The 21382-nt window shown below is 60.1% G+C and carries 20 protein-coding genes and 1 other RNA gene; 10 read left to right on the forward strand and 11 right to left on the reverse strand.

The window, feature by feature from the left end; all coding sequences use genetic code 11:
- The first annotated feature begins 14 nt into the window (after positions 1 to 14).
- Entirely contained in the window at positions 15 to 422 is a 408-nt protein-coding gene (locus BD293_RS10060) for a hypothetical protein (protein WP_142081345.1), read from the forward strand.
- A gap of 79 nt (positions 423 to 501) precedes the next feature.
- Here the strand turns inward: BD293_RS10060 and BD293_RS10065 are convergent, their stop codons facing one another.
- A complete protein-coding gene (locus BD293_RS10065; protein WP_142081347.1) occupies positions 502 to 1179 on the reverse strand; it encodes a GcrA family cell cycle regulator in 678 nt (225 codons plus the stop codon).
- A 165-nt stretch (positions 1180 to 1344) separates the two neighbouring features.
- Here BD293_RS10065 and BD293_RS10070 point away from each other — a divergent pair, with 165 nt between their 5' ends.
- The gene (locus tag BD293_RS10070) at positions 1345 to 2160 is read left to right on the forward strand and encodes an ABC transporter permease (protein WP_246086266.1); all 816 of its coding nucleotides are present in this window, start codon (positions 1345 to 1347) and stop codon (positions 2158 to 2160) included.
- 87 nt (positions 2161 to 2247) lie between these two features.
- A complete protein-coding gene (locus BD293_RS10075) occupies positions 2248 to 2652 on the forward strand; it encodes a c-type cytochrome (RefSeq protein WP_142081349.1) in 405 nt (134 codons plus the stop codon).
- 18 nt (positions 2653 to 2670) lie between these two features.
- Here the strand turns inward: BD293_RS10075 and ffs are convergent.
- The 6 genes from ffs to murB all read right to left on the reverse strand — a co-directional run bounded on the left by ffs (position 2671) and on the right by murB (position 9577).
- Positions 2671 to 2769: signal recognition particle sRNA small type (ffs, locus tag BD293_RS10080), an RNA gene on the reverse strand.
- 280 nt (positions 2770 to 3049) lie between these two features.
- The gene (ftsZ, locus tag BD293_RS10085) at positions 3050 to 4789 is read right to left on the reverse strand and encodes a cell division protein FtsZ (RefSeq protein WP_142081351.1); all 1740 of its coding nucleotides are present in this window, start codon (positions 4787 to 4789) and stop codon (positions 3050 to 3052) included.
- Between the two features lie 187 nt (positions 4790 to 4976).
- Positions 4977 to 6311 (reverse strand): cell division protein FtsA, encoded by a 1335-nt coding sequence (gene ftsA / locus BD293_RS10090; protein ID WP_142084491.1) that lies wholly within the window; start codon positions 6309 to 6311, stop codon positions 4977 to 4979.
- Positions 6311 to 7642 carry a cell division protein FtsQ/DivIB gene (locus BD293_RS10095; protein ID WP_142081352.1) on the reverse strand — a complete coding sequence of 444 codons (1332 nt, stop codon included), beginning with the start codon at positions 7640 to 7642 and terminating at the stop codon, positions 6311 to 6313. Before BD293_RS10095 ends, ftsA begins: the two co-directional genes overlap by 1 nt.
- Positions 7630 to 8550, reverse strand: a complete 921-nt coding sequence (locus tag BD293_RS10100; RefSeq protein ID WP_142081354.1) for a D-alanine--D-alanine ligase — start codon at positions 8548 to 8550, stop codon at positions 7630 to 7632. Before BD293_RS10100 ends, BD293_RS10095 begins: the two co-directional genes overlap by 13 nt.
- A gap of 52 nt (positions 8551 to 8602) precedes the next feature.
- Entirely contained in the window at positions 8603 to 9577 is a 975-nt protein-coding gene (murB, locus tag BD293_RS10105; RefSeq protein WP_142081356.1) for a UDP-N-acetylmuramate dehydrogenase, read from the reverse strand.
- 180 nt (positions 9578 to 9757) lie between these two features.
- Here murB and BD293_RS10110 point away from each other — a divergent pair, with 180 nt between their 5' ends.
- Positions 9758 to 9940 carry a PLDc N-terminal domain-containing protein gene (locus BD293_RS10110; RefSeq protein ID WP_142081359.1) on the forward strand — a complete coding sequence of 61 codons (183 nt, stop codon included), beginning with the start codon at positions 9758 to 9760 and terminating at the stop codon, positions 9938 to 9940.
- A gap of 178 nt (positions 9941 to 10118) precedes the next feature.
- On the opposite strand, the gene BD293_RS10115 is transcribed toward BD293_RS10110, so the two are convergent.
- Positions 10119 to 12110, reverse strand: coding sequence for an AsmA family protein (locus BD293_RS10115; protein WP_170207101.1), 1992 nt, complete (start codon positions 12108 to 12110; stop codon positions 10119 to 10121).
- 219 nt (positions 12111 to 12329) lie between these two features.
- On the opposite strand from BD293_RS10115, the gene gltX reads away from it, so the two are divergent.
- From gltX to BD293_RS10130, 3 genes are all read left to right on the forward strand, one after another.
- A complete protein-coding gene (gltX, locus tag BD293_RS10120) occupies positions 12330 to 13664 on the forward strand; it encodes a glutamate--tRNA ligase (RefSeq protein WP_142081363.1) in 1335 nt (444 codons plus the stop codon).
- Positions 13665 to 13739: 75 nt separating this feature from the next.
- Positions 13740 to 14969 (forward strand): beta-ketoacyl-ACP synthase I, encoded by a 1230-nt coding sequence (fabB, locus tag BD293_RS10125; RefSeq protein WP_142081365.1) that lies wholly within the window; start codon positions 13740 to 13742, stop codon positions 14967 to 14969.
- Positions 14970 to 14980: 11 nt separating this feature from the next.
- The gene (locus BD293_RS10130; RefSeq protein WP_142081367.1) at positions 14981 to 15769 is read left to right on the forward strand and encodes an enoyl-ACP reductase FabI; all 789 of its coding nucleotides are present in this window, start codon (positions 14981 to 14983) and stop codon (positions 15767 to 15769) included.
- An 8-nt stretch (positions 15770 to 15777) separates the two neighbouring features.
- Here the strand turns inward: BD293_RS10130 and BD293_RS10135 are convergent, their stop codons facing one another.
- Both BD293_RS10135 and BD293_RS10140 read right to left on the reverse strand, forming a co-directional pair.
- Positions 15778 to 16149, reverse strand: coding sequence for a fluoride efflux transporter FluC (locus tag BD293_RS10135; RefSeq protein WP_142081369.1), 372 nt, complete (start codon positions 16147 to 16149; stop codon positions 15778 to 15780).
- Positions 16146 to 16559 (reverse strand): fluoride efflux transporter FluC, encoded by a 414-nt coding sequence (locus tag BD293_RS10140; RefSeq protein WP_170207102.1) that lies wholly within the window; start codon positions 16557 to 16559, stop codon positions 16146 to 16148. The genes BD293_RS10135 and BD293_RS10140 overlap by 4 nt, the downstream gene beginning before the upstream one ends.
- Before the next feature lie 97 nt (positions 16560 to 16656).
- On the opposite strand from BD293_RS10140, the gene BD293_RS10145 reads away from it, so the two are divergent.
- Genes BD293_RS10145 through BD293_RS10155 form a run of 3 tightly spaced genes read left to right on the forward strand, consistent with a single transcriptional unit; the run spans position 16657 to position 19133 of the window.
- On the forward strand, positions 16657 to 17403 hold the full coding sequence (locus BD293_RS10145) for a lipopolysaccharide kinase InaA family protein (RefSeq protein ID WP_142081372.1): 747 nt from the start codon (positions 16657 to 16659) through the stop codon (positions 17401 to 17403).
- Between the two features lie 45 nt (positions 17404 to 17448).
- Positions 17449 to 18348 (forward strand): D-amino acid aminotransferase, encoded by a 900-nt coding sequence (locus BD293_RS10150; RefSeq protein ID WP_142081374.1) that lies wholly within the window; start codon positions 17449 to 17451, stop codon positions 18346 to 18348.
- On the forward strand, positions 18348 to 19133 hold the full coding sequence (locus BD293_RS10155; RefSeq protein WP_142081376.1) for a sulfotransferase-like domain-containing protein: 786 nt from the start codon (positions 18348 to 18350) through the stop codon (positions 19131 to 19133). The genes BD293_RS10150 and BD293_RS10155 overlap by 1 nt, the downstream gene beginning before the upstream one ends.
- A gap of 50 nt (positions 19134 to 19183) precedes the next feature.
- On the opposite strand, the gene katG is transcribed toward BD293_RS10155, so the two are convergent.
- Positions 19184 to 21349, reverse strand: a complete 2166-nt coding sequence (gene katG, locus BD293_RS10160) for a catalase/peroxidase HPI (protein WP_142081378.1) — start codon at positions 21347 to 21349, stop codon at positions 19184 to 19186.
- Between the last annotated feature and the right edge of the window lie 33 nt (positions 21350 to 21382).

The following is a 21382-nucleotide window of genomic DNA, read 5'->3' on the forward strand; positions in this document are numbered from 1 at the left end:
GACGGAGAGATCAGATGAAATTCAACCTTACAGGCCCCGGCATTGCCCGCCCCGGAAAAGGCCACATAACCTGCCTTGCTGCCGTCTTTTTGTTGGCTGGCTGCACCTTGAACCCGCTTGGCACCCCTGCGCCACGGCCCGTCTCGGTTGCCCCAAGCGCACCTGTCACAGGCACCGCACCGTCAGACATGCAGACAACGGGCACCACAGACAGCGCTTCTGCGGCAGAGCAGGCCTGTATGGGTGCAGGGCGCGAACGCAATCTGGATGTGGTCGGTGTTGTCGGATCGCGCAGCGCAACCGACACGAATGGCGAGCCGTCGCGCGACGTCATGCTGCGGGTCCGTCGCAACGGGTCCGAAATCGAGGTGCGGTGTAACTACGCCACAAGCACCGGCCTTGCACGGATCATGCTGATCTGATTGGCCGCCCAAGGCTGCGAAACTCTTGGGCGCGCCGTCTGTCCTGACCGGAAAGACGGCGCGCCTATTATCTCGTGACTTAGCGTTTGCGGTCGCGGCGCGAACTCATCGGTTGGAAAGCAACCGATACATGGGCTTCGCAATAGGGTTTGCCGGGCTTAACAGGCAGGCCACAAAACCAGAAATCCTCTGTCGCTGGATCGCCGATTGGCCATTTGCATGTCCGCTCAGTCAGTTCCAGCAAGGTCAGCTTGCGCGCGGTCTTCTCGACTTCGCGCACGGTTGCCAGTGCTGCGGGGTCAATCTCATTCGCTGACGGCTGCGGTGGCAGGGGTTGGCCCGCTGGAATGATCGCACGCGGGGTGTATACCTCAGGTTCGTCATTCGCGTCCTCAGGATCTTCAACCTCAGGGGCCTTGGCGGCTGCGGCACGTTCAGCCTTGGCTTGCGCCAGATCGACAACCGGCGTTTCAGATGCGGGTTTGGGGGCCGCAGCACTTGGGGCCGCTTTTGGCGGTGTCGGCGCGGGCGTCGGTGTCGGATCAACAATGACCTTCGGTTCTGCCTTTACCTCGGGCTTGGTATCTGCCTTCGGCTCTGCCTCGGGGGCATTGCGGTTGGACAGGCCAAGTCGATGGACCTTGCCAATCACGGCATTGCGCGTGACCCCGCCCAATTCTTTGGCGATCTGAGAAGCAGAGTGCCCCTCATTCCACATTTTCTTAAGCAGCTCGACGCGCTCATCAGTCCAGGACATCTGTGTTTCTCCGGCCGGCGGAAGGGGCGCAAGGCATCCCTTGTAAAATAAGTTGCCCATAGTATCGGGCGAGTGAATGAAATACATGGCAATGGGGCTAAATACAATCGCTCAAGGGCAGGAAAAACACGACCTGCTTTTTATTCAGGTAACGGGGGGACAGGCATGCCCAGCGATACGGCACGAGATTTTCAGATGGGGGCGCGCCGGTTTGGCCGGGTGAACTGGCTTGGGCTGGGCGCATTGGCCAACCGGGAGGTGCAGCGCTTTCTGGTGGTCTGGACGCAGACACTGGCAGCACCGCTTGTCACAGCAGGGCTTTTTCTGGCGGTCTTCTCGCTGGCGATCGGTCCGGCACGCGGCGAAGTTCTGGGCGTGCCCTTCATTGTGTTTCTTGCACCGGGCATCCTGATGATGACTGTTATTCAGAACAGCTTTGCCAACACATCGTCTTCTATCGTGATCTCCAAGGTCCAGGGCAACATTGTCGACACGCTCATGCCGCCCTTGTCGCCGATGGAATTGCTGCTGGGCTATCTGGCTGGCGGCGTGGCGCGGGGGCTGATGGTCGGTGCAGTAATCGCGCTGTCATTGTGGTTGCTTTTGGGCCAACCGATTGAAAACCCGCTCTGGTTGTTGCTGTTCCTCAGTCTGGGCGCGGCGTTTCTGGGTGTTCTGGGCATCGCCGCAGGCATCATCTCAAACAAGTTTGATCAGATTGCTGCAATCACCAATTTCATCGTTGTGCCGCTGTCGTTTCTATCGGGGACATTCTACTCCATCTCGACCCTGCCCCCGACGCTGGAAACCCTCAGCCGCTTCAATCCGGTTTTCTATCTGATTGACGGGGCGCGGTATGGCATGATCGGCGCGTCGGATGCGTCGCCTGTTTTGGGTGTCGTTGTCGTGGCGGGTGCGACGACAGCCGTCGGGGCTCTGTGCTGGTATTGGTTGCGGACAGGCTATCGGCTGAAGCCCTGAACACGTGCCGAACTCGTGAGCGACGACACGTTGTTTGCGCCATGAGACCTGATACAATAACGACATTATGATAATGGCGGGTCCAATATGAACATCCCTACCCTGATCATCGCCTGTGCTTTAGGCTTGGGCGTTGCGACATCTGCTATGGCTGGTGAAGTCCGCTGGCGCGATTGCCGCACATGCCACGCGGTTACGGCACCTGACGGGGCTGAATTGGCGCGGGGCGGGCGCAGTGGGCCAAACCTGTACGGGATCGCCAACCGCCCTGCCGCCAGCGATTCGGCTTTCCGGTTTTACTCTAATGATTTGCGTGCTGCCGGGACGGCGGGCTTGCGTTGGACAGAAGACAATTTCGTCGCCTATCTGGCAGAGCCGGACCAGTTCCTGCAAGAAGTGACCGGCAACCCAGACGCTGAAAGCGGCATGCATGTTCAACTGCGCAGCGGTGCGCGCGAGTTGTTCGAGTATCTGCGCGAACTCTCGAACTGAACCAAGCTGATTTCAGGAAGGTGAGAGACTGGACAGCGACCCAGACGAAAAATGCTGCGGCTGCTTCCTTCCGGACCTGACCGGGTTGGCAAGGCGTCCGCCCGCGCCAGCCTCTCGATGCAGGACTTAAGGGTTTCGGACATGCTTTGCAAGCAGGCAAGCACCGGATTGCCCCTCGGCGCACGCGGTTTTTTTGAGGCACAGCCTCCATATTGAACTCGGTCGCTCATTTGCGCATCCGATCACATGCCTGCAATATCAGGCGGTCGCCAATGCTGCGACATCTGCCTTCCCGATCTGCACAATAGGCGCTAACGGACACCCCCCACCCACCACATAAGAAAAGAGCCAGCATCGCGCTGGCTCTTTTCAGATATTCAGTTGTGTCGCGCGCGCGTCAGTTGGCCTGCCTGCGCAGGAACGCCGGAATCTCGATACGATCATCCGAGGGCGCGGGTGCAGGGTCTTCGTCATACTGCGTGACCGGTGGCGACATCCGGCGCTGTGCTGCGGCTTGCCCGCCTTCGGAGGGCTGACCCGACATGCGGCTAATCAAAGACCCGATCCCAAATCTGGACCCTCTCTCAGCTGTTCCGCCAGATGCCTCTTCACGCTCGGCAGGGGCACGACCATAGCCTGATCCGGGCGCTTTTTGCACGGCGCGCTGTAGCTTCGCCAGCGTTTCAGGGGATGGGGTTCCGGGCGACTGGCGGCGCGGTGCCGTGTAATCCGCACCGGGCATGGGCCGCGGTGCAACTGTCTGCTGCTTTTCGGCCAGAACAGAGTCGATGTCGAACTGATCGTCATACTGCTCTACAGGCTGCTGCCCCCTGCCCGCATAGCGCGGTGCAGGTTGCTGATACTGCTCGGCCGGAGCGGCGGCACGATTGGTCTGCGGCGCATAGGTCGGCGCGTCATACTCAGGCTGCTGGGCCGTGTATTGCGGCGCGGGCTGTCTGGCGGGCTCTGGGTTGGGCATACGCTCGAACAGGTTTCTCTGCTCGGCGCGCTCTTCTGCCTCGCGTGCGGTTGGGGATTGTGCGTATTCCGCTGGGCTAGGCTGCTGTGCCGCTTGCGGGGCAGGCTGTGGCGCGGGGCGCTCTGCCATTTCAGGGCGCACAGGCGTTGACATGCTGCGCCGTGGCGTCGCTTCGATTTGCGAATTCGGGGCCACGTCGATACCAGTTGCAACAACCGACACACGCAGCGCGCCTTCCATTGCAGGGTCCAGCGTCGAGCCGACGATGATATTTGCTTCAGGGTCAACCTTTTCGCGGATGCGGTTGGCGGCTTCGTCCAGTTCAAACAGCGTCAGGTCATACCCGCCGGTGATATTGATCAGGACACCGCGCGCGCCATGCAGGCTGATTTCGTCCAGAAGTGGGTTCGCAATGGCTTTCTCGGCGGCTTGAATGGCGCGATCTTCGCCTGTCGCCTCGCCTGTGCCCATCATGGCCTTGCCCATTTCGTCCATTACGGCGCGCACATCGGCAAAGTCGAGGTTGATAAGGCCCGGACGGACCATCAGATCGGTCACCCCCTTGACGCCCTGATACAGCACGTCATCGGCCATAGCGAAAGCTTCGGTAAATGTCGTCTTTTCATTCGCAAGGCGAAACAGGTTCTGGTTGGGAATGATAATCAGTGTATCGACCACTTTTTGCAGCGCCTCGACCCCTTCCTCGGCCTGACGCATCCGCTTGGAGCCTTCAAACTGGAACGGCTTGGTCACGACACCGACTGTCAGGACGCCCAATTCCCGTGCGGCCTGCGCGATGATCGGGGCAGCACCTGTTCCGGTGCCGCCGCCCATCCCCGCAGTGATGAAGCACATGTGCGAGCCAGCAAGATGATCGATGATTTCCTCGATCGTTTCTTCGGCTGCGGCAGACCCCACAGAGGGCCGCGCACCAGCGCCCAGACCTTCGGTGATCTTGACACCCATCTGGATGCGACCGGGCGCTCGGCTTTGCTGAAGGGCTTGCGCGTCAGTGTTTGCAACCACGAATTCGACACCTTCCAGTGCCTTTTCGATCATGTTGTTGACTGCATTGCCGCCCGCGCCGCCAACACCGAATACTGTGATCCGGGGGGACAGGTCATCATGCTGCGCGTGTTCTGTGAAGTTTAGTGCCATCTGCTCACTCCGCCTCTCTTTTTTAGCCGACGCGCGCTGCCACAAGTTTGCGCCGGAATACCGCTTTTGCAAGAATCCTACAGGTGTTGCGGGCCGAGGTCATCAAAAAAGTCACAAAGCAACACCAGATATGGCAATTTTCTTCCTGTTTTCCGCCGTGTTTCGGTCAACTGACAACATTTTGATGTCACCAGTGGTCCTTGAACCATTTTACCGCCCGATTCAGCGACCGTGCGGGGTAACTGTCGACGGGCAAGTCAAAATCCCACCACTCGTCCTGCGGGTGCGTTGCCAGCAGGCTTAGGCCCACAGCACTCGAGAACGCGGGGCCAGAGGCCGCTTGCGGCAGGCCGCGCACACGCACGGGGCGACCCAATCGCACTTGCTGCCCGAAAATCCGCGCCGCCAATCCGTCAATGCCGGGCACCTGAGAGCCGCCGCCCGTCAGCACGACCTGCTGGCTGGGCAAATGGTTGAAGCCTGCGGCATCCAGTCGGGCGCGCGCCTCTTCCAGAATTTCCTCGATACGAGGGCGCATGATCCCGATCAGCTCTGCCCGGCTGACACTGCGGCGGTCTTTTTCCCAATCACCGCTGTCGCCTGTCAACGCGATCATCTCGCGGTCATCCATCGAGGTGGCCTGCACCCCGCCATGTACCGTCTTGATCCGTTCGGCCATCGAGAAGTCGATCTGCAACCCTTTCGAGATGTCCGAGGTCACATGCGCGCCCCCCATCCGAACGCTGTCAGCATAGATCATGTGTTTCTTGATGAACACCGACACACTTGCTGACCCCGCGCCCAGATCGACGCAGGCCGCCCCCAATTCCTGCTCGTCCTCAACCAGCGCGGACATGCCCGCCGCATAGGCGCTTGAGGCAATACCGGCAAGTTCGACATCGCAACGCTTCAGGCAGTTGCAGACATTCTGGATCAGACTGGCATCGACAGTCAGCAAATGCATATCGCAGGCTAGTGTGCTTCCGCTTTGCCCACGCGGGTCTGACAGCCCCGTGCGATGGTCCAGCGCAAAGTTTATCGGCTGGGCATGCAGCACATCGCGCCCTGCCCCGAAATCGGGCATTTCGCACGCCGCCATGACGCAGGCGATATCATTCTCTGCGACTGTGCCCGTATCAATCGCGACTTCGCCAGCCAGCCCGTATGACCGCACATTGCCGCCCGACAGACAGACCATCACATGATCCACCCGCGTCTGCGCCATTTTCTGTGCCGCTTGCAGGGCGGTGCGAATGGCGCTTTCCGTTTCAGCCATCGCCGAGACTTCGCCAAAGCGCACCCCACGAGAGCGCGTTGTTCCCGCCCCGATCACTCGGAATGCCGCCTGCCCTGCCATATTGCCAATGCCCGGATGATCGGATGTGCTGCTGTCAGGGTCCAGCTTGAGCACGAGGGCCGCGATTTTGTAGGTGCCAATATCTAGCGTGGCAATAACGCCACGCTGCATCGCGGCGCGGCGCATCTGGCGCATAGCGCGTTGCGAGGCATAGGGGTCGGTCATCACTGTAAAGCCTCCATCGTCTGTGAACGGATATCGCGCAGGGTTTCCATTGCCCCCTCGCTAATTTGAAGAATGGGTCGGGACGGGTTGCGCATGTCAGCGACCAGCAGATCGCGCGACAGCAAATCCTGCGCCTGTTCCAGCGCGACCACGCGTTCGAGCGCGGCCACTGCACCAGCCTCGGGCAGCCGGAAGCGCTGTTCGCGGTCCAGCACGACATCCCAGCGCCGCTCGCCCATACGGACCAGCCCGCGCAGCCTGTGCCCAAGCGGCGATGCGGAATCGAGCAGTTGCAGCGCCTCGGATATCTGCGTGTTGGCCCCTTTCCCTGCGATAAGCGGCAGGTCAGAGCGCACATTTCGATGCGTGACATAGGCGACGCGCACCCCTTCGGCATCCAGCAATTCCAACCCTTCGTCGGAACGCCAAAGAATGGTGGGGCTGCGTTCGGTAACAGACAGCGCAATTACGCCGCCAGACAGCAACCGCAAATCGGCAGAGCGCACCCAGTCAAGTGTCTCGACCTCTTCGCGCAGCGCGTCCAGATCGACCCGGAACGAGGATAGCGGCAGGTCAAGATCCAGCTTCTGGCGCAAGGCCTGCTCCAGCTCCGGCGTCATTTCGGGCAGGTCCAGACTGGTAATCATGAATTCGGGGCGGTCGACAAATGCGTCATAGACGGCATCAATCTGAGTGGCGATGGCCACGCGCCGCGCTTCATCCGCAAAGAACACGACAGCCGCCAACATGACGGCCAAAAGCGGTGCGCAAAATTTTACAAACACCCGGTACCCCGGCGTCAGCCACATCCTTTGCAGGCGATATCCAAAGCGGCTGTCGCGCAGTGATCTGCTGCGCACGCGGCGCGCCTGCGGGCGGTCTTCCAGCTTGGACAGAAAAGGGGCGTCAGGGGTTTCTACGTGATCTTGCGGGTCTTGCCACTGCCCGAACCCGTCGGGCACAGACCAATCTCTTGACATCTGCGCGCCGGGTTCTGGCGAAAATTCGACATCCGACGCGCCATACAAGGATGAATCCAGCGTCTCGATCAGACTGGCTGTCTGGATTTCCGACATATCCAACGCCTGATAGAGGGCCGTCTCAAGGCGCTGCGCCCCGTGCACATCCTGTGCCATCTCGGGCAAAAGCACATGCGGCAGAATATCATCCTGCGCGTATTCCTCAGCGCGTGTCGCACTCAGGTGATCCCAGAAGCTATGGGGCCGTGACAGCGCCGAAACTGGCGCACCTGCATCATCAAGGGCTGCATGATCGCTATTGGCATATGTGCGGCGCGGATCTCCCGCGCCATGAGGGCCTACCGGTCGCATGAAGCATCCTCCACGATCCAGTGGCACAGTTCAGAAAAACTGATCCCGCAATGCCCAGCCTGCTCGGGCACAAGCGAGGTGGGCGTCATGCCGGGCTGGGTGTTGGTTTCCAGCAGGATCAGCCCGTCCAGCCCACGGTCCTCATCCCAGCGAAAATCGGTGCGGCTGACACCACGGCAACCCAGCACCTGATGGGCACGCAATGCGTAATCAAGGCAGGCCGCATGGATCGGCGCAGGAATATCGGCAGGCACCACATGGCGCGAGCCACCGGGCGTGTATTTGGCGTCATAGTCATACCAGCCATCGGTCAGAATATCCGTGACCGCCAAAGGCCTGTCCCCCATGACCGTGGTGGTCAGTTCTCGCCCCGGCGCAAAGGCCTCGACCATGACCTGCGCGGGCATTTCCGACCCCAATTGTGGCGGTGAATTGGCGCGGTCCGGCACCAAATATACACCGACCGAACTGCCCTCGTTATTGGGCTTCACGACATAGGGCGGCGCCATCAGATGGCGCGCCATGACATCTTCTTTGGCGGCGATTATGCTGGGCACAACTGGCAGGTCAGCAGACTGAAACGCGGCCTTGGAGCGCTCCTTGTCCATTGCCAGCGCCGAGGCCAGGACGCCCGAATGCGTATAAGGGATGCGCAGCCATTCAAGAATGCCCTGAATGCAGCCATCTTCGCCGTAGCGGCCATGCAATGCGTTGAAAACCACGTCAGGCGCAATCTCGACCAGACGCTGCACGACATCGCCGCGCGCATCCAACTCGATCACTTCATACCCTGCCACCCGCAACGCTTTCGCGCATTCATGCCCTGACGACAGCGACACCTCGCGCTCAGCCGAGAGTCCGCCTTTCAGAACACATATCCGGGGGGCTGCCCTGCTCGACATGCCCATTCCGTCTGCCTCATGGCCTTTGCGGCCTTTTTTGCCCCAGTTTCAGGGCGTTTTATTCAGTCTGCGCCGCGCCAGAACCAAGTTCCAGTTGCGGCAATACGCCGTCAGGCCCTGCTTCGCCTACACGTCGTATCTCCCACTGTAGCGAAATACCGCGCGCTTGCAAAACCCTTTTTCGAACTTCCTCGCCCAGCGCCTCTAATTCAGTCGCTGTGGCCCCACCGGCATTGATCAGGAAATTCGGGTGTTTGGGCGACATCTGCGCGCCGCCAAGGCGTGCGCCGCGAAGCCCGGCCTGCTCTATCACCTTCCATGCCTTTAACTCGTGGCTGTCTTCCGCGCGCCCGGTCGAGCTGAATCCGGCAGGGTTGCGAAAGGTCGAGCCTGCGCTGCGCTCTTTGGTGGGTTGGGTTGCATCGCGCGCAGCCAACTGGTCCACCATCCGTGCATGCAGCGCGCTCGGGGCGCCTTCGGGTGCATGAAACTGTGCGCGTGTGATGACCATGCCTTCGGGCAAATCGGACTGGCGGTAGCGCAGGTTCAGATCGCCAGCTAGGATGGTGTGGCGCTGGCCTTGGCGGTCAATCACTGTAACATCAATCAGGTGATCCGCAACATAAGTGCCATAGCAGCCTGCATTCATGCGCACAGCCCCGCCAATGCTGCCGGGAATGGTGCGCAAAAAGGTCAGATCGCGCCCCGCATCCGCCGCCTTGCGGGCCACATGCGCATCAAGGGCCGCCGCACCGGCTGTGATCGCCTCGCCCGTCTCGATGGCGTTGAAACCACGCCCCAATCGGATCACCACAGCGCGAATACCGCCGTCACGCACAATCAGGTTCGAGCCGACACCCATCGGGAACACTGCAATCTCTGGGTCGAGGGCTGCCAGAAATGCACAGAGATCCGCCTCATCAGCGGGTTGAAACAGCCAATCGGCAGGCCCGCCGACGCGCAGCCATGTGAGCGTATCAAGCGGTTTTTGCGGTGTGAGTGTGCCGCGCACAGGGATCAGGTCAGGTGTCATAAGATGTGACCTAGCGCGGGAATAGGGCCTTTGTCGAGAGGGTCTGCCCGCCCCACAGATATGCCGCGCTATTATACGCCGGGGCCAGACCGGCACTTGCGCAAGTTTCCTTTCGCATGGAACCAAACCCGCAGGCAGAGCGTTGCCCAGTATCAGACTGAAAATATGTTGAGGGACAATATGAACACCAATTATACTGGCTTGCTGGGCATTCTTCACCTTGCACTGGTCGTCTGGGCGGCAGTGTCAATTCTGGGCTCAGGCGCGACGCAGGGACAAAAAGTTCTCTGGATACTGCTTGTTCTTATCTTTCCCGTTATCGGTTTGATTATCTGGTTCCTTGCAGGACCGAAGAAGACCTGAGGGGAACGCCGCGCATTGTATCAGCCAATGGCGCTCCGGGGTAGCGTGTAGGCGTGCCATCAACTTTTGATGCCGTTGGGCGACAGGCGACTATCCCCAAACACCTTCCACCACCGTTATGCGCAAGGCCGCCAGCCATGTTACTGGCTGTCGGCGTGCGCACCCTTGGACACCGCCATCAATTCCCGCCCAGCAATCCGCGCAGGCGGTTGCCGATCTCGGCCTCCAGCCCACGGCGCAGTGTGTCTTCAATCCGCTCACCCTCTTGGCGCTCGACCCCGAGATCGCGCTGCAAGCGCCGCTCCACCTGACTGCGCGTCCGCTCTTCCAGACGCAGGGCTTCTTCGCGGGCGATTTCTTCCAGCCGCTCGCGCTCCAGTCGCGTCTGTTCGCGTGCCAGCGCTTCCATGTCCAGTCGGAAGCGCGGGGAATCCCACGGCCCTGTCATCATCAGTGGTACGCGCAAAGTATCATCACCGCGCACCGCAGCAGGCACGATGCGGTAGTCCAGATTGCGCTGGCCCAGCCCCACCTGACCGCGCCCGGTGACGTTAAACTGCCGCGCCTCCAGCCGCAGGTCGTCATTGCGCAACACCCCGTCGGCAATGGTAAAACTGCCATTGACCGACTGATAGACCGTGCGGTTCCCCTCGCCCATATAGGACATGTCCAGATTGCGCAGCATACCCGCCAGATCGAAGCCGATAATCTCGCCCTGCGACAGCGCCAACGTCCCTTCGCCGCGCAAGGAATTCATGATGTCATGCAAGGTGTTGCCCACACCCAGAAATTGCAGGTCCATATTCGCCATGCCTTGCAATCGCCGATAATCCGCCATCTCGGTCAGGAGTGGCAGCAAATCAATCCCGCGCAAGCGCAGATCACCGCCCACGGACAGGCCAGAGCGGTTGTTCATCACGAATTCACCCGCCAACTGCCCCCCGAACAATGCGACTTCGCGCAGATCGAACACGGCACGGGCGCGGTCAATCGCAACCCCGACCCGCATGCGGCCCAGACTGGTCATATCAGTCCGCACGCCCGCAAGCGTCAGCGAGACATCTGCATCCAGCCCGTCCAAAACGCTGGCATCTATCGGCGCGCGCGACCAGCCTGATCCGCCTGACTGGCCACTCTGCCCGCCCTGCCCTGTGGCCCCCGCGCTGCGCAGATCCAGCACATCGCCCGATAGCTGACCCGACAGGCGCGGGCGCTCCGCCCCAAAGCCAAGATCCGCCGCCCCCGTCAGGCGCACCCCTCCGGCCCGAAGCTGCAAATCACGGCCATACAGCGTGCCATCAGCGGTGCGTGTGACCTGTCCTGTCAGACCCAATGGCAAAAACTGGGGTGCAACCACGCCCCCTGACTGCCCTGCAAGCTGCATCAGCGGGCGCACCGCCGGGGCTTGCGCCTGAAGCTGGCCCTCAAACACCAGATCCTGCAACCCGGCGCGCCCTGAAAAGACAAGGGTCACCCCCGCAGCGATTGCGTCCACAGTCACCGCACTGACCGCACCAGAGATCATACGTTCGGCATTATCCGTGGTGGCTGTCACTTGAAAGGATTGCCCGTTCAGCGTGCCCGACGCGCTGAGGTCAGCCGGGCCAGCAAGCCCTTCAAGACGCAAGGTGGCATCCAGACCACTGATGCGCATATCTGTGCCGGACTGTGCATCCTCGATATGCAGACTGCCGCCGCTGATGCGGGCTTCGGTCAGCGAAACATTGCGTTGGCGGCGTATTGAGGCCCCCTCTGAGGTATCTGGGGCACCGGCATCGTTGGTGCCGGACCGGAAGCCCCAGTTCAACTGACCTTCGGCATCGCGCAGCATGTGCAATTGCGGGTCTTGCAGCAGTATCCGCTCGACCACGATATCACCGCGGATCAGCGCGAGCAGATTCAGGCCTATATCCATCTCGGCGGCGGCGAGCAGGGGTGCCTCGCCCGCCCATTGCGGGTTGCCGATGCGCACATTCTGCGCAGTGGCCCCGATCACGGGATAGAAACTGGCCCTGACTTCACCGTCAAATTGCACGCTGCGTCCGGTTGCGGCTTCAAACTGTTGCGCCGCCAGAATGGCGATACGTTCTGTCGGCAATATAAACAACGCCCCCCCCAGCAGGATGGCGACCCCAATCAACATTGCAACAATAGCCTTTATCAAACGCATGTAGTCCCCCAACCGATCACGCAACCTGCCGTTCATTGCAGAGTCTAACTTTGGCGTTGCATTGTGTCTCGGTCAAAATAATCTGTATCACCCTTGCGCGTAAATTCGTGACTTGCAGCCAAAGCTGTCAGCACGCGCAGCCTTGGTGCGGTGCTGTGCAGGCCTTGCACTGTGCCATACCTTGTGAAAAAGGAAGGCTGGCTTCAGGAGGTTTCCGCCATGTCCCGTATCGTCACGCGTTTCGCCCCGTCCCCGACCGGATATCTGCATATCGGCAATCTGCGCACGGCGCTGTTCAATTACCTGATTGCGCGCAAATCAGGCGGTGAATTCGTGTTGCGGCTGGATGACACCGATGCCGAACGCTCTAAGCAAGAGTATATCGACGGTGTTCAGCATGACCTTGAATGGCTGGGCCTGACATGGGACCGGATCGAGCAGCAGTCGAAACGGCTGGACCGCTACACGGATGCGGCAGAGCGGTTGCGTGCCGATGGGCGCTTCTATGAATGCTTCGAGACGCCGGGCGAGTTGGACCTCAAGCGCAAGAAACAACTGAATATGGGCCGACCGCCCGTCTATGACCGCGCGGCCCTGACACTGGAGGATGCAGACAGGGTCAGGCTGCGGGCAGAGCGCGCGGGTTATTGGCGCTTCTTGCTGAACCAGACCCGGATTGAATGGGACGATGGCATATTGGGGCCACTCTCGATTGATGCGGCCAGCGTGTCGGACCCTGTGCTGATCCGCGCGGATGGTCAGGTGCTTTATACGCTCGCCTCGGTGGTGGATGACATGGATATGGGCATCACCCATATCGTGCGCGGGTCGGACCATGTGACAAACACTGCCACGCAAATCCAGATCATCGAAGCATTGGGCGGCACGGCCCCCAGCTTTGCGCATCATTCACTTCTGACCGGCCCGCAGGGCGAGGCGCTGTCCAAACGCCTTGGCACATTGTCCTTGCGCGATTTGCGCGCGCAGGGGGTGACACCAGCGGCGTTGTTGTCGCTGATGGCGCGCCTTGGGTCCAGCCAGCCAGTTGAATTGCGCATGACGCTGGACGAAATCGCTGAAAGCTTCGATCTGGACCAGTTCGGCGCGGCCCCCACGAAATTCGATGTAGAGGACTTGTGGCCACTGACCCGCGCCGATGTGCAGTCCCGCCCTTTTGAGGCGGTGGCCGATCAGATCGCAAGCCTTGGCGTGCCCGCCGACTTGGGGCCACAATTCTGGCAGGTTGCCCGCGAGAATATCACACGACTGGATGATCTGGGCGCGTGGTGGGCCTTGTGCCGTGACGGGGCCGCGCCCGAAATTGCGCCCGAAGATGCCGAATTCGTGGCCGAGGCCCTAAAACTGCTGCCCCCCCCGCCATACGGGCCAGAGGCGTGGTCAGACTGGACCAGCGCCGTCAAATCGGCAACAGGGCGCAAGGGCAAAGGCTTGTTCATGCCACTGCGCAAGGCGTTGACAGGGCAGGCACATGGGCCGGATATGTCATCCTTGATGCCGTTGTTGCAGCGCATACCTGCGCGCGACACGCTCTGATCGGGAATTGGCTTCTGACTTGCCCCAAGGGCCCTGCTGTCCTAGACAGGCAAGAAGTTTGAAATGGGAGGCGGTATGCGTCGTGTTGTCATCACTGGGCTTGGGATCATCTCGCCCATCGGGAATTCTGCCACAGAAGTGTCAGAGAGTTTGCGCGCCGGGCGTTCAGGAATTGTCTTTTCGCCCGAATATGCCGAGCACGGCTTTCGCAGCCAGATCCACGGCCAGCCACAGATCGTGCTGGAAGACCATATCGACAAGCGCAACCTGCGCTTCATGGGGGCAGGTGCGGCCTATAACTTTCTGTCGATGGAGCAGGCAATTGCCGATGCCGGGCTGGAAGAAAGCGATGTGTCCAACCCACGTTCAGGGCTGATTACCGGCTCTGGCGGGCCATCGACGGCGAACCTGTTTCAGGCCCATAAGATCGTGATTGAAAAGGGCAGCCCCAAGCGTATGGGCCCCTTCATGGTCACGCGCTGCATGTCCTCGACCAATTCGGCCTGTCTGGCCACGCCCTTCAAGATCAAGGGCGTGAATTACTCGATCACCTCTGCCTGTTCGACATCGGCGCATTGCATCGGCAACGCGGCGGAACTGATCCAGATGGGCAAGCAGGACATCATCTTTGCCGGTGGCGGTGAGGAACTGGACTGGACATTGTCATGCCTCTTCGACGCGATGGGGGCGATGTCTTCTAAATATAATGACGCACCTGAAACCGCTGCACGGGCCTTTGACGCGACACGCGACGGGTTTGTGATCGGCGGCGGCGGCGGGATGCTGGTGCTGGAAGAGTTGGAACACGCAAAAGCACGCGGCGCAAAAATCTATGCCGAGATCACGGGCTATGGTGCGACATCAGACGGGCATGACATGGTCGCCCCCTCGGGCGAAGGTGGCGAGCGGTCGATGCGGCTGGCCTTGGACACATTGCCCGAAGGGCGCAAGGTCAGCTATATCAATGCGCATGGTACCTCGACCCCCGCTGGCGACGTGACGGAAGTGGACGCCATCCGCCGGATCTGGGGGCTCGGCAACGTGCCGCCCATTTCCTCGACCAAATCACTGACCGGCCACAGCCTGGGCGCGACCGGCGTGCAGGAAGCGATCTATTCGCTGCTGATGATGCAGGGGCGCTTTATTGCAGCATCGGCCAATGTGACCGAGTTGGACCCCGCCATAAAAGAGGGCGAAATCGCCACCAAACTGGTCGAGAATGTCGAGTTGGACACCGTCCTGTCCAACAGTTTCGGCTTTGGCGGCACCAATGCGACGCTTGTCATGAGCGCGTATCGTGACTGAAAGGTAATATCATGTCAGGCTTGATGGCGGGCAAACGCGGGCTGATCATGGGCGTCGCCAATGAACGCTCTATCGCGTGGGGCATTGCGAAAGCGATGGCCGATCAGGGCGCAGAACTGGCCTTCAGCTATCAGGGCGAAGCGTTCGGCAAGCGGGTTGAGCCGCTCGCGGCGTCGCTCGGGTCTGACATGTTGCTGGATGTGGATGTCACCAACGAAGCCTCGCTCGACGCCGCATTTGACACCTTGAAGGCGCGCTGGGGCGAAATGGATTTTCTGGTCCATGCCATCGCCTTTTCCGATAAGAACGAGCTGACAGGACGGTTCCGCGACACCAGCCGCGCGAATTTCAAAACATCGTTGGAGATCAGTTGCTACAGCTTCATCGACCTTGGCCGCCGCGCCTCGGAACTGATGCCGAAGGGCGGCACTTTGTTGACGCTGACATTTCAGGGCTCCAACACTGTCACCCCGTTCTACAATGTCATGGGCGTGGCCAAAGCGGCGCTGGAAAGTTCCGTGCGCTATCTGGCCAATGATCTGGGGCCAGAGGGCATCCGCGTCAACGCCATCAGCCCCGGCCCGATGAAAACGCTGGCGGGCGCGGCAATTGGCGGCGCGCGCAAGACCTTTCGCCACGCCGAAGCGAATGCGCCGCTGCGCAGCAACGCCACCCTTGAAGGGGTCGGCGGGACTGCTGTGTATCTGGCATCCGATTATGGGGCCTATACAACGGGCGAGATTGTCCATGTCGATGGCGGCTATCACGTCATGGGTATGCCACAGGTCGAGAATATCTGACGCGATGCTTACGGACGTGCGCGGCCAAAGCGGTATCCCGCCCACACGCCGACAAGCCACAGCCCGAGCGAGCCTGCGCCATAGGCAAACGCCAGCACCAGATCGCGTTCCAGCAACAGCAGGATTTCCAGCGAGAACAGGGAAAAAGTGGTAAACCCGCCGCAAAAACCGGTCATCCAGAGCGCTTGCGCGCGCGGTTCCAGTGCGCGTGTCGCCAGATACCCGATCAACGCCGCCCCAAGGACATTGACCAGCAAGGTCGCAAGATAGGCGTTTTCTTCCAGAATTTGCATTCCGACCATGCTGATCGCTGCGCGCGCCCCGGTCCCAAGGGCACCGCCCATCGCTATTGCAACAAGGACCCCTGCCCCGCGCGTCATGGCGTGCCACCGCCAAGGAGCGCAGCCGCCACCCAAGCCCCGAACACCGCCACACCGGGACAGGCCAGAACCGAGCCTACGCTGTTGAAAACCGCCGCCCCGCGCCTGTCTGACTGCCATAACTCAAAAGTTTGCAGCGCAAAGCTTGAGACGGTCGTATACCCGCCCAGCACACCAAGGGCAAAAATCTGAAAGTAGAAATCCTGAAAAATGGTGTCATACTGGCCATTCATCGTCGCCAGCGCGGACCATGCACACCCGATCAGAAAACTGCCCGACAGGTTTACAACAAACACACCGACAGCGGGGTGTGCATACCGCGCCACCCGGCCCGACAGCACCGCCCGCAAGACACTGCCCAGCCCACCGCCGAATGCCAATAAAACCAATGTCGTTATCGCATCTGCCATTTGGCCGCTATATCGGTTTGCGACAGTGCTTGCATGTATAAAACGCCACATCCCGTACCGATATTGACAGCGCAACTTGATCCGATATCAGGCACCAATGACAGATATGACTGAACACCCTGCCAGCGCTGATGAGTTGTTGAATGCCGCAGGGCAGCTGTCCACAGGGCGTATCAACCGGCTGACCCACAAGGGCGCACGCTATATCGTCAAATCCGTCGAGCGTCACGCCAGCCTGCTTGATCGGGTGCAAAAGGGCGACCCTGACAAAGCCTTCGCGCGCGAACTGGCCCTTTTGAAGGAATTTGCCGCGAAAGGAGCGCCCGTTCCACATGTTGCCGCGTCTGATGCAACGCGGATTGTCATGACACATAGCGGCGAGACACTCTCCGCAATGGTCACCCAAGGCAGCATCAGCCCGCAGATACTGACACAGGCAGGGCGCGCGCTTGCGCGGTTGCACGCTTTGGGGCTGGCGCATGGGCGTCCTGCCATCCGTGACTTGTGTTGGGATGGCGCACAGATCACATTCATCGATCTGGAAGCTGGCGCAAAACTCCGTGCGACCCCACGCGATCAGGCGCGCGATGTTATCTTGTTGCTCAATTCCGTGTTTGCGATGGCACCCGAGCATCATCACATCGCACCGCATATATGGGCTGGCTATCAGGCCGGTGACAGTCTGGGCCTGTGTGCACGCACGCGTGCACTTGCCCGCCGTCTGTGGTGGGTGCAGGCGCTGGCATGGCCCGCGTCGCAGCTTCACCGGATCAAGGGCAAGACCAGAAGCGAGTTTCGCGCCGTCGCCCGAACGCGGGCGTTTCTGTTGCAAACCCGTTTGTGAGGATTGCGGGTTTTCACGGGCGATCCACCGCGCTAGCCTCGTGTCATGGATATTGAGACATTCACCCATCAAGCTGACGACGATGCCCGCAACGAGAGCATCCTGATCTGGATCAATGGCACTCTCAAACCGCGCGCCGAAGCGTTGGTATCTGTTTACGATTCCGGTTTCATGCTGGGCGATGGTGTTTGGGAAGGGTTGCGCCTGTATCATGGTACATGGGCCTTTCTGGACTTGCATCTTGACCGGCTGTTCGAGGCCGCGAAGGCCATTGATCTTGATATCGGTATGGACCGCGCCGCGCTAATTGCCGCACTGGAAGACACCCGCGCGGCCAATGGTATGACGCATGATGCCCATGCCCGCCTGATGGTCACGCGCGGGGTCAAGACACGCCCCTTCCAGCACCCCGCCCTGTCGCGCTCTGGTCCGACTGTGGCGATCATCATGGAGCATTCGCGCGCCCAGATCGGGCGGCCCATCCGGCTGGCAACTGTGCCCCATCTGCGCGGCCTGCCCATGACCCAAGACCCCAAGCTGAACAGCCATTCAAAACTCAACTGCATTCTGGCCTGTATCGCCGCCGAGAAGGCGGGCGCGGATGAAGCGCTGATGCTGGATGTGCATGGCTTTGTGAACACAACCAATGCCTGCAATTTCTTCATCGTGCGCAAGGGCGCGGTTTGGACCTCGACCGGCGATTACTGCATGAACGGGATCACGCGGGCGAAGGTGATCGAGATATGCCGCGACAATGATATACCCGTGTATGAGCGCAATTTCTCGCTGGTGGACTGCTATGGCGCGGATGAGGCTTTTCTAACCGGCACATTTGGAGCGCAAACCCCAGTTGCCATGATTGATGGCCGCCAGATCGGTGACGAGAAATTGGGGCCGGTCACCGCGCGTATCCGCGATCTGTATATGGCACTGGTAGGGGTGTGATGCGGATTGCGATGTGGTCCGGCCCGCGCAACCTGTCGACCGCGCTGATGTATGCGTTTGCAGCGCGCGGCGATTGCGCCGTCTGGGACGAGCCGTTCTATGCCTGCTACCTGCGCGCAACCGGTCTGGCGCACCCGATGGCGGTGGAAATCATGGCGGCGGACCCGCGCAGCCCGGCGGAGATTGCCCACGATCTGCGCCGGGTTGCGCCCGAGGGGGCGCGGATCACCTATCAAAAACATATGTGTCAGCATATGATCGACGGAATACCACGCGACTGGATGTCGGATGTGGTCAATGTCTTTCTGATCCGGCATCCGGATCGGGTTTTGGCAAGTTTCGGGGCGAAATATGCCGATGTGACGCTGCAAGATATCGGATTTGTGCAACAGGCAGAGATTTTTGAAAGCGTTTTTCAGAAGAACAATGCCATTGCTGGAAATCCGGCAGGAATTTCGCTGATTTCTGAAAGCGAATTTCAGCAGGCGAAAAATGCGCCGCTGGTGATCGATAGCGCCGATATCCGCGCTGACCCCGACGGGATGATGCGCGCGCTCTGCAAAGCGCTAGGTCTCGACTATCGTCCGGAGATGCTGAACTGGCCCGCTGGCCCTAAACCCTATGACGGGGTCTGGGCACCGGTCTGGTATGAGGCGGTGCATCGCTCCACAGGGTTTGCCGGGGCTGAGGGGCCACTGCCCGAATTGCCCGCACCCTTGCGCGCGATCAGTGACGCCGCCTTGCCCTATTACGACCGGCTGGCCCGCTACAAGCTTGCGCCATAAAAAACGCGGCGCACCCGAGGGCACGCCGCGCATAAAGATTGTCTTGGATATCAGGCCAGATCGTAACGATCGGCATTCATCACCTTGACCCATGCGGCAACGAAATCGCGCACAAACTTCTCGGACGCATCGTCCTGTGCATAGACCTCGGCATAGGCGCGCAGGATCGAGTTCGACCCGAACACCAGATCAGCACGTGTGGCGGTCCATTTCGGCGCACCTGTCTTGCGGTCCTGCATCTCGTACAGGTTCGGGCCTTTGGGTTCCCATTTCCATGCCATATCCGTCAGATTGACAAAGAAGTCATTGGTCAGCGCACCCACACGGTCGGTGAAGACACCGTGCATCGTGCCGCCATGATTGGTGCCCATGACCCGCATACCGCCCAGCAGGACAGTCATTTCAGGGCCAGTCAGCCCCATAAGCTGCGCGCGGTCCAGCATCAACTCTTCTGCCGAGACGACATAGTCCTTCATCATCCAGTTGCGGAAACCATCGGCAACCGGCTCCAGCCATTTGAAGCTGTCGGCATCTGTCATCTCGTCAGTCGCGTCACCCCGACCCGGCGCGAAAGGTACCTCGATGTTGAAGTCCGCAGCTTTCGCCGCCTGCTCGACACCCAGATTGCCTGCCAGCACGATCACATCCGCAACCGAAGCGCCGGTTTGATGTGCAATCGGCTCCAGCACGCTCAGCACTTTTTGCAGGCGGTCAGGCTCGTTTCCGACCCAATCCTTTTGCGGTGCCAGACGGATGCGCGCGCCATTGGCCCCGCCGCGATAGTCGGACTGGCGGAAGGTGCGCGCATTGTCCCAAGCTGTTGCCACCATCTCGGACAGTGACAGACCGCTGGCCGCGATCTTTGCCTTCACTGCGGCCACATCATAGTCAGAATTGCCCGCAGGAACCGGATCTTGCCAGATCAGCACCTCTTTAGGGGCATCCGGCCCGATATAGCGTTCTTGTGGCCCCATGTCGCGGTGGGTCAGTTTGAACCATGCGCGGGCAAAAGCGTCGTCAAACACGGCAGGGTCCGCCATGAACTTTTCGCAGATGGCACGATACGCCGGGTCCATCTTCATGGCCATGTCGGCATCGGTCATGATCGGGTTCAGGCGAATCGAGGGATCTTCGACATCAACCGGCTTGTCTTCTTCCTTGATGTTGATGGGTTCCCACTGCCATGCACCGGCGGGGGATTTTTTCAATTCCCACTCATAGCCGAACAGCAGCTTGAAATAGCCCATATCCCATTTCGTAGGCTCTGTTGTCCAAGCGCCTTCAATCCCCGACGTCACAGTGTCGCGGCCGATAGAGCGCGCCTTGTGGTTCATCCAGCCAAGGCCACCTTCTTCCAGTGCCGCACCTTCAGGGGCGGGACCGAGGTCTTCTGCGCGGCCATTGCCGTGGGTTTTGCCAACAGTGTGGCCCCCTGCGGTCAGAGCGACGGTTTCTTCGTCATTCATTGCCATACGCGCAAAGGTTTCGCGCACATGCGCGGCTGTTTTCAGCGGGTCGGGCTGGCCGTTCACGCCTTCGGGGTTCACATAGATCAGGCCCATCTGCACAGCCGAGAGCGGGTTTTCCATTGTGGACGCGTCGCCCACATTGTCATACCGCTCGTCCGACGGGGCAAGCCATTCTTTTTCCGCACCCCAATAGATATCCTTTTCGGGCTGCCAGATATCTTCGCGGCCAAAGGCAAAGCCAAAAGTTTTCAAGCCCATATTTTCATAGGCAATGGTGCCCGCCAGAACCATCAAGTCGGCCCAGCTGAGCTTGTTGCCGTATTTCTTCTTGATCGGCCACAGCAGGCGGCGCGCCTTGTCGAGATTGGCGTTATCGGGCCATGAATTGAGCGGGGCAAAACGGTGATTGCCAGTGCCCGCGCCACCACGTCCATCCTGTACCCGGTAAGTGCCGGCTGCGTGCCAAGACATGCGGATCATCAACCCGCCATAATGACCCCAATCTGCGGGCCACCAGTCCTGACTGTCGGTCAAAAGCGCGTGGATGTCTGCCTTCAGGGCTGCGAAATCAAGGGTTTTCACCTCTTCGCGGTAGCTGAACCCTGTCAGCGGGTTCACCTTGGTATCGTGCTGGTGCAGAATGTCGAGGTTAAGGGCCTTTGGCCACCAATCCATTACGGCGCTGCCCGTACTGGTCTGTCCGCCATGCATGACTGGGCATTTGCCCGCTTTATCAGAACCGTCCATGATTCCCTCCATCTGTGGATTTCTGGAACGGTT

The sequence above is a fragment of the Roseinatronobacter monicus genome, assembly GCF_006716865.1.
GTDB classification, from domain to species: Bacteria; Pseudomonadota; Alphaproteobacteria; order Rhodobacterales; family Rhodobacteraceae; genus Roseinatronobacter; species Roseinatronobacter monicus.

Coding starts and splice junctions, on each gene's coding strand:
- BD293_RS10150 (WP_142081374.1), top strand. CDS start 17,449: ATGGATATTGAGACATTCACCCATCAAGCTGACGACGATGCCCGCAAC.
- ftsZ (WP_142081351.1), bottom strand. CDS start 4,789: ATGGCACTAAACTTCACAGAACACGCGCAGCATGATGACCTGTCCCCC.
- BD293_RS10115 (WP_170207101.1), bottom strand. CDS start 12,110: ATGCGTTTGATAAAGGCTATTGTTGCAATGTTGATTGGGGTCGCCATC.
- BD293_RS10140 (WP_170207102.1), bottom strand. CDS start 16,559: ATGGCAGATGCGATAACGACATTGGTTTTATTGGCATTCGGCGGTGGG.
- ftsA (WP_142084491.1), bottom strand. CDS start 6,311: ATGACCGACCCCTATGCCTCGCAACGCGCTATGCGCCAGATGCGCCGC.
- katG (WP_142081378.1), bottom strand. CDS start 21,349: ATGGACGGTTCTGATAAAGCGGGCAAATGCCCAGTCATGCATGGCGGA.
- gltX (WP_142081363.1), top strand. CDS start 12,330: ATGTCCCGTATCGTCACGCGTTTCGCCCCGTCCCCGACCGGATATCTG.
- BD293_RS10155 (WP_142081376.1), top strand. CDS start 18,348: ATGCGGATTGCGATGTGGTCCGGCCCGCGCAACCTGTCGACCGCGCTG.
- BD293_RS10065 (WP_142081347.1), bottom strand. CDS start 1,179: ATGTCCTGGACTGATGAGCGCGTCGAGCTGCTTAAGAAAATGTGGAAT.
- BD293_RS10070 (WP_246086266.1), top strand. CDS start 1,345: ATGCCCAGCGATACGGCACGAGATTTTCAGATGGGGGCGCGCCGGTTT.
- BD293_RS10145 (WP_142081372.1), top strand. CDS start 16,657: ATGACAGATATGACTGAACACCCTGCCAGCGCTGATGAGTTGTTGAAT.
- BD293_RS10110 (WP_142081359.1), top strand. CDS start 9,758: ATGAACACCAATTATACTGGCTTGCTGGGCATTCTTCACCTTGCACTG.
- fabB (WP_142081365.1), top strand. CDS start 13,740: ATGCGTCGTGTTGTCATCACTGGGCTTGGGATCATCTCGCCCATCGGG.
- BD293_RS10100 (WP_142081354.1), bottom strand. CDS start 8,550: ATGGGCATGTCGAGCAGGGCAGCCCCCCGGATATGTGTTCTGAAAGGC.
- murB (WP_142081356.1), bottom strand. CDS start 9,577: ATGACACCTGACCTGATCCCTGTGCGCGGCACACTCACACCGCAAAAA.
- BD293_RS10130 (WP_142081367.1), top strand. CDS start 14,981: ATGTCAGGCTTGATGGCGGGCAAACGCGGGCTGATCATGGGCGTCGCC.
- BD293_RS10075 (WP_142081349.1), top strand. CDS start 2,248: ATGAACATCCCTACCCTGATCATCGCCTGTGCTTTAGGCTTGGGCGTT.
- BD293_RS10095 (WP_142081352.1), bottom strand. CDS start 7,642: ATGCGACCGGTAGGCCCTCATGGCGCGGGAGATCCGCGCCGCACATAT.
- BD293_RS10135 (WP_142081369.1), bottom strand. CDS start 16,149: ATGACGCGCGGGGCAGGGGTCCTTGTTGCAATAGCGATGGGCGGTGCC.
- BD293_RS10060 (WP_142081345.1), top strand. CDS start 15: ATGAAATTCAACCTTACAGGCCCCGGCATTGCCCGCCCCGGAAAAGGC.